Raw genomic sequence first — 10,585 nt, forward strand, 5'->3', positions numbered from 1 at the left:
GCGCCTGTCCGATGACCGTACGACTCTCCCCGAAAACCGCGCTGTGGTTGGGCACTGCCGGCGCCGTCCTCATGGTGATCGGCTCCTTTGGCGCGGGCGCAACGAGGAACCACGGCGGGGTGCTCGATGCTTTCGGTGTCGCCTTCCTGTCGTACGGCCACGGCCGGGGCCTACTCAACATCGCGTTGACCGCAGGGCTTGTGCTTCTCGTGCTCGGTTGGGTCGCCGTCGGCCGGTATGTGCTGGCTGACCGCACTGAGCCTGGCGTGCGCGACCGGTGTGAATTCGCACGGGCGTCACTGTGGTCTGCCACTGCCCCACTCCTGCTCGCCGCGCCGCTGATGTCGCGCGACATCTACTCCTACCTCATGCAGGGCGCCATGGTCCGCGACGGTTTCGACCCGTATTCGGAAGGCGCCGCTGTAAACCCCGGCCCGTATTTGCTGGAAGTCTCCCACGACTGGCGCAACACCACCACGCCCTACGGCCCGCTGCACCTGTGGATCGGCAACGGAGTGACCAGTTTTGTCGGCGACAATGTCATGGCGGGCATCATCTGCTACAAATTCATCTCCCTCGCTGGTTTCGCCGCCATTGCGTGGGCTGTCCCGAAGATCGCGCGTTTCCTCGGGGGCGATCCAGCGGTCGCTTTGTGGCTGGGTGTAGCCAATCCGGTGATGCTCATCCACATGGTCGGCGGCATGCACAACGAGGCGGTCATGGTCGGCTTGGTCAGTCTCGGCCTTGTGGCGTGCCTGTCGCGACGCTTCCTGCTGGGCACCGTGCTGGTCGGGGTGGCTGTATCCCTCAAGGCGACGGCTGCGGTCACGTTGCCGTTCATCGTGTGGATGGCTCTGCACCGCTACGCGCCCGAGGGGTCCCGCCCAGCCCGACGGGTCGGCGTCTTCTTCGCTGCTGGTTTCGCCGTCGTAGCAACGGCTGTGGCCACCGTCGCGGCGGTGACGCTGGCGTCGGGCACCTCGTGGGGCTGGCTGGCGGAGATCTCCGGCAATTCGAAAGTGGTCAATCCGCTCTCCGCCGCGACGCTCGCCGCGGAGGCAATCACGCCCTTCCTGCAGCTTTTCGACGAAGCCTTCCCCTACAACACCGTCCTCGACACCACCCGCACTATCAGTTCGGTGCTGATGCTGGCCGGTCTCGTGGCGGTGTGGTGGATCTTCCGGAAGACTGACCGCCGCAATGTCATGGGTATGGCGCTGGCGTACATGGTCGCATTCGTCTTCAACGCAGTCTCGCTGCCGTGGTACTTCGCCTCCGCTGTGTCCGTGGCGGGCACGTTCACCCCGGCGCGCTGGCTAACACGCCTGACAGTGGGGTTGTCAGTGATCGTGGCGCTCGCGTTTTCCGGCAGCGGCAACCATCACTTCTACAACGGGCCGTGGATGCTCGCCGCTTTGATCGCCGGCTGGTGCGCGGCCGCGTATGTCCTGCCGCGCTCTAAAACGCCATCGCCTGAGCGCGCCTGATCACTTCACGGGCCCCATGGCCGTGCAACGCGTCGATCGGGCGGCCGGGCAGACTGTCATCTTCCGTGAACAGGTAGGCCAGGATTTCCTCCTGGTTGAAGCCACCGTCGAGGAGAACGGTGATGGCCCCGGCGATGAATTTGGACAGCTCCGTCCCGCCATCGAGCATGAGCTCGGGGATGACTTTCGTGCCGTCCTTTTTGTGGGACACGAGTTTGCCGGCGTTGACGTAGTCGTGGACCTTTGTCACAGGGACGCCGAGCCGCTCGGCCACCTCGAGGAATGACAGCAGCGTTTCCCCGCTCAGCAGTGCGTCGAGGTCATGTTCGTTGGGGTCGTGCTCTGTAGAACTCACGCCCGCCACTCTACTCACCGCATGCCGTCTACCGATCGGGAAGTCCCGTGCACCATACTGGGTGCTATGACTCACCTCGCAGCCGGCGACGTGTTGGAAGGCCGGTACATCATCGACCGCCCCATTGCGCGCGGCGGCATGTCCACCGTGTACCGCTGCCTCGACGACCGTTTGGGCCGTGAAGTCGCCGCGAAGGTGATGGATGAACGCTATGTCCACGACGACGTTTTTCTCGATCGTTTCGCGCGCGAGGCCCGAGCGATGGCGCAGCTGAGCCACCCGAATTTGGTCAATGTGTACGATTTCGCGGCCGACGGCGAGGATGTCTTCCTCATCATGGAGCTGATCACCGGCGGCACGCTCCGGGAGCTGCTCGCCGAGCGCGGCCCAATGCCCCCGCATGCCGCCGCCGCTGTCATGCGGGCGATGCTGACGGGCTTGTCCGTCGCGCACCGTCGCGGTCTGGTGCACCGCGACATCAAACCAGACAATATTCTCATCAACGGCGACAGCATGGTGAAGCTCGCAGATTTCGGTCTCGTGCGCGCGGCGAGCGATGCCCGGCATTCCACGGATCAGATCGTCGGCACTGTCGCGTACCTCTCCCCCGAGCAGGTCGACGGCACAGAAATCACCCAGACCTCCGACGTGTATTCCGCCGGCATCGTGCTCTTCGAACTACTCACCGGCACCGTCCCCTTCGATGGGGACACCTCGCTCGGCCATGCGATGGCGCGCCTGCGGTCGGATGTCCCGGCACCGTCGTCACGCATGCAGGGCGTGCCTATGCTTTTCGACGAGCTCGTGGCCACCGCTACCGCCCGCGATCCACGCGACCGCTTTGCCGATGCACGGGAATTTCTCGAAGCTCTCGACGATGTTGCCGCCGAGTTGGAGCTGCCGGAGTTCACGGTCCCGGTGCCCACTCAGTCCGCGGCGAACCGGGCCGCAGCGATTCCCACGAGCGTCACTCACCTTGATTCCCCGCAGTCTGCCCCGGAATCTGCCCCGGCACCGGAAGCAGGCCTGTTCGGGCGCTATGACGAACACAGGTACTGGGATCACGACGAGCCGCGCGAGCCGCACTCTGCCCCGCTCCCGCCGGCAGCCGCACCAGCTCCGGCCCCAGCACAATACGAACCGCATGTGCCGCCGTTGGAGCGTGTCGACGATCGCCGGCGGGAGCCCGAAATGGATGAACAGCCTCCGGTGGACACGAACCGCTCGGCGGCTGCGATGGTCGTGATTCTCCTGCTCATAACAGCAGCCACCGCAGCAGTCGCTGTCGGTGGCTGGTGGTTCGGTTCCGGGTCCTACGGGGAGATCCCCGAAATCCTCCGGATGCCTGAGTAGAGCGGGGAATTCACCCCGCTCCGCTCTGTTAGTTGCGGAGCATCTCCGCGACGAGGAATGCGAGCTCCAACGCCTGCTCCGTGTTCAAGCGCGGATCGCAAGCGGACTCGTAACGGCCCGGCAGGTCGATATCGGTGATGTCCTGCGCTCCGCCGAGGCACTCGGTGACGTGCTCGCCGGTCAGCTCGATGTGGATGCCGCCCGGGTGGGTGCCCAGGTGGCGGTGCACCTCGAAGAAGCCCTGGACCTCATCGATGATCTTGTCGAAGTGGCGAGTCTTGTAACCGTTCGATGCAGTGAAAGTGTTGCCGTGCATCGGGTCGGACTGCCAGACCACCTTGTGGCCGGAGCGCTCCACGGCATCCACGATGCCCGGCAGGACCTCGCGGACATTCTCGTGGCCCATGCGCGCGACCATTGTGAGACGGCCCGGCTCACGGTTCGGATCCAGCTTCTCTGCGTAGGCGACAGCCTCCTCCGGAGTGACCTTCGGCCCGAGCTTGATGCCGATCGGGTTGTCGATCAGGGCGGCGAAGTTGACGTGGAAGTCCTCGAGACCGCGGGTGCGCTCACCGATCCACAGCTGGTGCGCCGACAGATCGTAGAGCTTGGTCTCGCCCTTCTCGTTCTCGGCGAGGCGGAGCATCGCACGCTCGTAGTCGACCAAGAGTGCCTCATGGGAGGCGTAGATCTCGGAGGTGCGCAGCTCACGGTCGTTCACGCCGCAGGCGTCCATGAAGTGGAGCGAGCGGGTGATCTCGCGCGACAGTGCCTCGTAGCGAGCACCAGCGGCGGAGTTTGCAACGAACTCGCGGTTCCAGGCCTCAACGCGGTACAGATCGGCCGTTCCGGAGGTGGTCAACGCACGGACCAGGTTCATCGCCGCCGAAGAGTTCGCGTAGGCGCGAATCATGCGGGCGGGATCGTGGCGGCGGGACTCCTTCGTCGGCTCCACACCGTTGACGATGTCGCCACGGTAGTTCGGCAGACCGTTCTCGTCCAGATCGGAGGAGCGTGGCTTGGCGTATTGGCCGGCGATGCGGGCCAGCTTCACCACCGGGGTGGATGCGCCGTAGGTCAGCACCACTGCCATTTGCAGCAGGGTCTTGATATTGGCGCGGATGTGCGGCTCAGTGTTGGACTCGAAGGTCTCGGCGCAGTCGCCGCCCTGCAGCAGGAAGGCCTCGCCGTTTGCCACGTCCGCCAGCTGGCTCTTCAGCTTGTGGATCTCGGGAGCCACCACCACCGGTGGGACCGACTCGAGAATCTTGCGCACATACAGGGACGAGTTCTCATCCCATGTCGGCTGCTGCTTCGCGTCGCGGTTGACGGCGTCCTGGAACGCCTCATTGATGTCACCGGGAAGCGGCGGCAGATCGGGCAACACTTCTTTGGGGATGTCTACTGTCCAACTCACCCCTTTACTTCTAGCACGTCTGCGACAGCGGACGTAGCAAAAGTGTGAAATGAGCTTGGATTATTCCGGCCGCACGGTCGCGTGACCCCGCCGATCGAGGGGCAGCGAGCGCGCGCAGATCTTGAATTTAAGGAGATTATGGCGCGCGTCGACAAGCGCGTCGTGGTTGCCCTGGGGAGCGGGAGGCAGCGTCGGGCGCCCCGCCATGTCCCAGTATTGGCGCAACTCACGTGTGTACCGCGGCATCTCCTTCGGAAGTTTGGCCATATCGCCCCACAGCTGCGCCAGCACGACATGGTCGTACGCGCCCACCCACGCCCACAGCTCGGGCTTCAAATCGGAATCGGTGAGAAAGGCGAAGACTTCCTCGCGGATGGTCTGCTTCGATTTCCATTCCGGACGCTGCGGATTGGGCAGCTTCTCCAGGACATTCTCGCGCACCCACGGATTCGCGCGCGAGGCGTCGAAGTCCGTGGACACGGCATAGTACTCGCGTCCGTCCTCGGCGACGATCCCGATGGAGATCAGCTCGATCGTCGTGCCGTCCTCAATGAATTCGGTGTCGTAGAAGTACCTCACTGCATGTTCTGCCAGTCAGGCTCCGTGCCCTCCGGGTAGCCGTTGCCTGCCTCGAGGGACTTCTTCACGTCCCCGGCGTATGCATCGACGTAGTCGTAGCCGGACAGCTCAACGAGCCGCTCCATAAAGAAATCGGTGAACGGGCGCCACACGGCAGAATCGCTCGGGTCATATCCGTTCTCACGTGCCCACTTGTGCGGGTCGATCGCTTCACCGATCTTCACTCGCACCTTCACCGGCCGCGGAATCCAAGAGCCGATCGGGTTCGCGTTGCGGGTACCGATCATGGCGACCGGAATGCAGGGCACGCCCGATTCCATCGCCACGCGCGCCATACCAGTCTTGCCCTTGTAAATACGCCCATCCGGGGAACGCGTTCCCTCCGGGTAGATGCAGAACAGATCGCCTTTATCGAAAACTTTCTGGGTGACCTCGAGCAGGTTCGCTCCAGCATCCTTCGCCTGACGGTCGATGGGCACCTGGCCCACGGAGGTGAAGAAGAACTTCTGGACACGGCCGACAAAGCCCGGCGAGGTGAAGTACTCCTTCTTCGCCGGGTGCACCAGCTGGCGCGGGCACACGAGCGGGAAATAGAAGGAATCCATCACGGCTTGGTGGTTGGACACCATCAGCGCGGGCTTCCCCTCCGGCGGGATGTGCTCGAGCCCTTCAGTTTCGGGGCGGTTCCAGATCCGCAACCACGGCCCGATCAGGATGTACTTGAAAAACTTGTACCACTTGTTGTTCATACTTCCTCTTACAGCACGTCTCGGGCCAAATCAGCAACGCCAATCATACCTGCCTGCGCGCCGAGCTCAGCTGTTTCCAGACGCGGATTGGGACGGAACCCGGAACCGACCACGCCAGCTTCCATTTCTTTTCGCGCGGTATCCAGGAACAGATCAGCATCTAGGCTCACTCCCCCGCCGAGCACAATGAGCTCAGGATCGAGGACATCGCACACGATCGACAGGCCCTGCCCGAGCCACCCCGCGAAGTGATCCATCGTCGCCAGCGCGAGCGCATCGCCGGAACGCGCCGCAGCGACGACATCGTTACCGGACGCACGCTTATCGACGACGCGGCGGTACAGCCCACAACCGTCGAACCCGCCCCGTTCTGCGATCTCCACGGCAGTGTCCACCAGCGCGGTGCCGGAGGCATAGCGCTCGAGGCACCCACGTTTGCCGCAGGAGCATGCCCGCCCACCCGGCATGACGGTGAGGTGACCGAATTCCGGTGCGGTGCCGAACGAGCCGCGGTAGATCTCCCCGCGGTGCATGAGCGTGGCACCGATTCCAGTCCCCACCGCGAAGAGCACCCACGTATCAGCATCCTTCGCCGCACCGAAGCGGTATTCGCCCCAAGCAGCCGAGTTCGCGTCGTGCTCTAATCGCACGGGCAGTTCGAGTTCCTCCTGGAGAATGTCGCGGACCGGCTCATTGTCTTTCCACGGCAGGTGGGGCGCGAAGCGAACGACCTCGCACTCCGGGTCCAAAAACCCTGCCACCGCAACACCGACGGCACCCACGGAATACTCCCGGCGCAGTTGCTCCACCAGCTCAACGATGGCGTGGACCAGGCCGTCCTCGTCCTCTGGGGTGCGCGTGGACACCGTGGTGAGAATACTGCCCGAGGCATCCACAACGCCCGCGCGCGTATTCGTGCCGCCGATATCGAAACCGATGGTGAGCGGGGCGGCACTGTCTTGTGTACGCATGGGTCAACATTCTAGCCTCGCGGCGGCGCGGTCTATATCCCACCGGTTGCCCCACCACGATCCGAACGATCCTCGAGTACGTTTGCGAGGCGTTCGACCAGCACTGTCCACGAGAACCTCTCCCCCACGAACTTCCGGCCGGCTGCACCCATTGCGGCACGTTGCTGCGGGTTGCGCAAAAATTCGATGACCGCTGCTGCGATCGCGGTGTTATCGGTGCCGTCGACAACCATGCCGGTTTCGGCGGTGACGGTTTCCGGCGCACCGCCGGACTGTCCTGCGATGACGGGCACTCCGCACGCTTGGGCTTCGAGGTAGACAATGCCCAGCCCCTCAACATCCAGCCCTCCGCCGCGTGTGCGCGCAGGCATAGCCATCACATCAGCCGACGCGACGATATCCCGCATGTCCTCCCGCGGCAGGCGGCCCAAAAAGCGCACGGCGTCCTCGACACCGTGGCGTCGCGCAAGCTTCTTCAAGCGCGGCTCGTACCGACCTTCGCCGACGACGGCGAGCGTCGCCCCCGGCACTGCATCGCGCACCGCCGGCCAGCACTCGATCAACCGGTCCTGCCCCTTGCGCGGCACCAGCCGGGAAGCGACCACGACCAAGGGGGCAGACCCGAATCCGTAGCGGTCGCGCGCAGCAGCCCGCTGCTCGCTCGTTGCGGGACAGAAGAAGTCCGTGTCTACACCAGAAGGCAGCGGCACGAATGCGGGGCGTTCACCGAATGCGGGGCGAAAACGACGGAGCGTGTACTCCGAGATATACGTGACCGTATCCGCCGCATTGCCGATCAGACGGAGCACCTGACGCGCTCCCGGCAACATCGACCATCCCACTTCGTGTCCGTGCGTCGTCGCCACAATTGTGCGTGCACCAGCTCTCCGGGCTGCTGGAGCCATCACAGCCAAAGGCGCAGCCGCACCGAACCAGACCGTGGTGATGCCGTGCTGTTCAATCAGCTCTTGCATACGGCGCACCGTCGCCGGAGTCGGCAGCATCATTTTCGTGGGCCAACGGTGAACGGTGTACGGCAACGTAGCGTCGTAAAGCGATGCTTCATGCGCATCTTGCGTGGAGGCGAAGACGACGAGCGACTCCGGCCCACGCAGGCGCACGAATTCGCTCGCGAAATCCCGCAGATACGACTGAATCCCGCCGACTCTGGGCGGGAAATCATTCGTGACGAGAAGCGTTGCCATGCTGCCCAGTAAGGGGGCGATTCGACGCGTTGCGCGACTAGTAGCGCACAGCGCCCTGGACGGGCATGGAATTCAAAGGCACGACCTGGACCGGAATGCCGTAGTCCGCAGCGTGGACCACCTGGCCATTGCCCACGTACATGCCCACGTGAGTAACCCCCGGGTAGTAGCCGATGATGTCGCCGGGCTGCAGCTCGGACATAGACACCGGAGTGCCGCCAGCGAGCTGGGCGCTGGAGGTACGCGGAATGGACTTGCCGTTCTGCTGGTACGCCCAGTACATCAGGCCCGAACAATCGAACTGACCCGGGCCCGCAGCGCCCCAGCCGTACGGCGAACCGATCTTGGACAGCGCCGAGCCGACAACACCGTTCGCGGCCGCGGACGGCGGAACGTTGAGGCTCACCGGTCCGTTCTTCGCCTCCCAACGGGAACGCTGCTCCGGTGTGAAGGCGTCCACGCGCTTCTCCACATCCTTGACCTTGTCATCGAGGTCGCGGCGCTCGCGCTCCAGTTTCTTGCGCTTGCCCTCAAGCTCGGACTGGCGGTAATTCGCCACTGCCACCGCGATATTCGCATCGGTCGCGCGCTGAGCAGCCCGCTGGTTAAGCCGCTGCGACTCGTCGAGCGTGCGCTGCGCAGAACGGGACAGAGAGCCGAGGTACGCTGCCCGGTCAATAGCTTCCTGCGGATTCGCCGATTCCAGCGCATTCACATTCGCGTCATTCGACAGGTTGCGGTACTGAACGCGCGCACGGTTATCCACTTCGCCCTGTGCACCGTCCTGAGCGTCAGCGGCCTTGCGGGCATCACGCCGCGCGTCGTCCGCCACCTTCTTCAGCGATTTCACCTCGCGCTCGCCCTTGGCGATATCGTCTTCGATCGCCTTGACTTCCTCAGCCTTCGAGGTGGCCTCGTCCGAGATCTCGCTCATCTGCTTGATCAGGTCGTCGACCTCATCGGCCTGGGCAGGCGTGGCAAAGCCGCCTGCTGCGATCGCCGACGCGAGACCGGCGGCGGCAAGCGCTTTCGCGGTGCCATTGAAGCAACGAACGCTCACACGGGAAGAAGCGCGGTGCGTACCCATCACGGGAACCTCTTCTTTCAAAAACGCAGACGTCCCCCACGCGCTGTGGGGCCGCAGCAAAGGGTGAAAAGATTACAAACCTGTAACAAAACTAATCCGCAAACAGTCGCAGGTCAAACGCCCAGAACGGGTGGGTTCCGTTACTGAAACAGGTGTGATCAAAGTGAAAAACGAGATAGAAAATCGGCCGCGCACACCCCGTGGTTGCTGCGGGGTGCCGCGGCCGGTTGAACGCTTTTAGAAGCGTTGCGTCCTAGAAGCGGACTGCCGAGTGGATCGGCATGTAGTTCAGCGGACGGTAGCCGACCGGGGTGCCGGAGTTCAGCGCGTCGATGATCTGGCCGTTGCCAGCGTAGATAGCAACGTGGGAAGCGCCGCTGTAGTACACGACGATGTCGCCCGGCTGCAGGTCGGAGATAGCGACATTACGACCAGCGGAAGCCTGAGCGCCGGAGGTACGCGGGATCTGCTTGCCAGCCTGAGCGTAAACCCAGGAGGTGAAGCCGGAGCAGTCGAAGGCGTTCGGGCCAGCTGCGCCGTAGACGTACGGGGAACCGATCTTGGACTTCGCGATGGACACGATGCGCTCGCCCTGGGACGGCTTCGGCTTCGGTGCCGGCTTCGGAGCAGGCTTAGCAGCAGCTGCACGGTACTCGGTCTGAGCCTTCGCCGGGGCGTACTTAGCCTCGACGCCTGCGATCCATGCGCTGAAGCCCGGAACGTTTTCGACGCCCGGAACGTTCTTCACAGCGTCGATGGCTGCGCGGACATCCGCACCCTTGTCAGCCTTGCCGGCGAGGGACGGGATCCACTGATCAATACCCGGGACGCTAGCGATTCCCGGAACGTTCTCGATGCCCGGAACCTCAGCAGCAATACCGGAGTTCGGGACGGTGACCTGAGCCGCGTTAGCGGTGGCCGGTGCAAAAAGGGTTGCGCCCGCGACGATCGCGGAGGCGGTAGCGATGCTGCGCTTTGCAGTCGCGTTCTGGCGGCGGTGCTTAGCCATGGACAATCTCCAATATCTTCCAGTGTTGCCTACCGGGTTAGCTGACGGGTTCGGTGCAGGAAATCACCTTTGGGATGCTCCGGCGCACTCGGTGCGCGCTCCTTGCTTCCCGTTCACCCCAGGAAACGTTTTCGGTTCCCCGGCTTCCATCCCCGCCATGGGGGGCGGAGTGAAATTCGGCTTAATGTTCAGATGTCTTATCGCTTGCGCCTCTGTGGCCACAAGGTCTCAGATAGGTTACGAAATGGACACGGACATTGTCTAGCGACGCGCCCGTTATCAATTCGTAATTTTCATCGGTGCCTTCGGTGAAGGCGATTTGTCACCATCTAGATTCCCGGGAGAAACTTTCTTCAGGCAGCCAAAATCAAGC

General features: G+C 63.5%; 10 protein-coding genes and 1 riboswitch. Of the genes, 2 read left to right on the forward strand and 8 right to left on the reverse strand.

Annotated elements, in window-relative coordinates:
• Positions 1-11 precede the first annotated feature (11 nt).
• On the forward strand, positions 12-1,487 hold the full coding sequence (locus M3G19_RS03425; protein ID WP_259900446.1) for an alpha-(1->6)-mannopyranosyltransferase A: 1,476 nt from the start codon (positions 12-14) through the stop codon (positions 1,485-1,487).
• On the opposite strand, the gene M3G19_RS03430 is transcribed toward M3G19_RS03425, so the two are convergent.
• A complete protein-coding gene (locus tag M3G19_RS03430) occupies positions 1,459-1,851 on the reverse strand; it encodes an Rv2175c family DNA-binding protein (RefSeq protein WP_259900842.1) in 393 nt (130 codons plus the stop codon). The genes M3G19_RS03425 and M3G19_RS03430 overlap by 29 nt on opposite strands.
• Before the next feature lie 57 nt (positions 1,852-1,908).
• Between M3G19_RS03430 and M3G19_RS03435 the strand changes: the two genes are divergently transcribed.
• Positions 1,909-3,195 (forward strand): protein kinase domain-containing protein, encoded by a 1,287-nt coding sequence (locus M3G19_RS03435; RefSeq protein ID WP_259900447.1) that lies wholly within the window; start codon positions 1,909-1,911, stop codon positions 3,193-3,195.
• 28 nt (positions 3,196-3,223) lie between these two features.
• Here the strand turns inward: M3G19_RS03435 and M3G19_RS03440 are convergent, their stop codons facing one another.
• The 7 genes from M3G19_RS03440 to M3G19_RS03470 form a co-directional block, all read right to left on the reverse strand.
• Positions 3,224-4,612: a class II 3-deoxy-7-phosphoheptulonate synthase gene (locus tag M3G19_RS03440; protein WP_259900448.1), complete on the reverse strand. Its 1,389-nt coding sequence runs from the start codon at positions 4,610-4,612 to the stop codon at positions 3,224-3,226.
• Positions 4,613-4,672: 60 nt separating this feature from the next.
• On the reverse strand, positions 4,673-5,191 hold the full coding sequence (locus M3G19_RS03445) for a polyadenylate-specific 3'-exoribonuclease AS (RefSeq protein ID WP_259900449.1): 519 nt from the start codon (positions 5,189-5,191) through the stop codon (positions 4,673-4,675).
• Complete coding sequence (locus tag M3G19_RS03450) at positions 5,188-5,940, reverse strand: 1-acyl-sn-glycerol-3-phosphate acyltransferase (protein ID WP_259900450.1); 753 nt, start codon at positions 5,938-5,940, stop codon at positions 5,188-5,190. The genes M3G19_RS03445 and M3G19_RS03450 overlap by 4 nt, the downstream gene beginning before the upstream one ends.
• 8 nt (positions 5,941-5,948) lie before the next feature.
• Positions 5,949-6,911: an ROK family protein gene (locus M3G19_RS03455; RefSeq protein ID WP_259900451.1), complete on the reverse strand. Its 963-nt coding sequence runs from the start codon at positions 6,909-6,911 to the stop codon at positions 5,949-5,951.
• A gap of 32 nt (positions 6,912-6,943) precedes the next feature.
• Entirely contained in the window at positions 6,944-8,116 is a 1,173-nt protein-coding gene (locus M3G19_RS03460) for a glycosyltransferase family 4 protein (protein WP_259900452.1), read from the reverse strand.
• 37 nt (positions 8,117-8,153) lie between these two features.
• Positions 8,154-9,203, reverse strand: coding sequence for an NlpC/P60 family protein (locus M3G19_RS03465; RefSeq protein WP_259900453.1), 1,050 nt, complete (start codon positions 9,201-9,203; stop codon positions 8,154-8,156).
• Positions 9,204-9,456: 253 nt separating this feature from the next.
• Positions 9,457-10,212: a C40 family peptidase gene (locus M3G19_RS03470; RefSeq protein WP_259900454.1), complete on the reverse strand. Its 756-nt coding sequence runs from the start codon at positions 10,210-10,212 to the stop codon at positions 9,457-9,459.
• 11 nt (positions 10,213-10,223) lie between these two features.
• Positions 10,224-10,404, reverse strand: a riboswitch (cyclic di-AMP (ydaO/yuaA leader).
• Positions 10,405-10,585 lie beyond the last annotated feature (181 nt).

Source organism: Corynebacterium sp. p3-SID1194 (genome assembly GCF_025144155.1).
GTDB lineage: Bacteria > Actinomycetota > Actinomycetes > Mycobacteriales > Mycobacteriaceae > Corynebacterium.

Excerpts from the sequence above, each read along its gene's own strand:
- M3G19_RS03425 (WP_259900446.1), top strand. The coding sequence starts at position 12 with ATGACCGTACGACTCTCCCCGAAAACCGCGCTGTGGTTGGGCACTGCC.
- M3G19_RS03435 (WP_259900447.1), top strand. The coding sequence starts at position 1,909 with ATGACTCACCTCGCAGCCGGCGACGTGTTGGAAGGCCGGTACATCATC.
- M3G19_RS03450 (WP_259900450.1), bottom strand. The coding sequence starts at position 5,940 with ATGAACAACAAGTGGTACAAGTTTTTCAAGTACATCCTGATCGGGCCG.
- M3G19_RS03455 (WP_259900451.1), bottom strand. The coding sequence starts at position 6,911 with ATGCGTACACAAGACAGTGCCGCCCCGCTCACCATCGGTTTCGATATC.
- M3G19_RS03460 (WP_259900452.1), bottom strand. The coding sequence starts at position 8,116 with ATGGCAACGCTTCTCGTCACGAATGATTTCCCGCCCAGAGTCGGCGGG.
- M3G19_RS03465 (WP_259900453.1), bottom strand. The coding sequence starts at position 9,203 with ATGGGTACGCACCGCGCTTCTTCCCGTGTGAGCGTTCGTTGCTTCAAT.
- M3G19_RS03470 (WP_259900454.1), bottom strand. The coding sequence starts at position 10,212 with ATGGCTAAGCACCGCCGCCAGAACGCGACTGCAAAGCGCAGCATCGCT.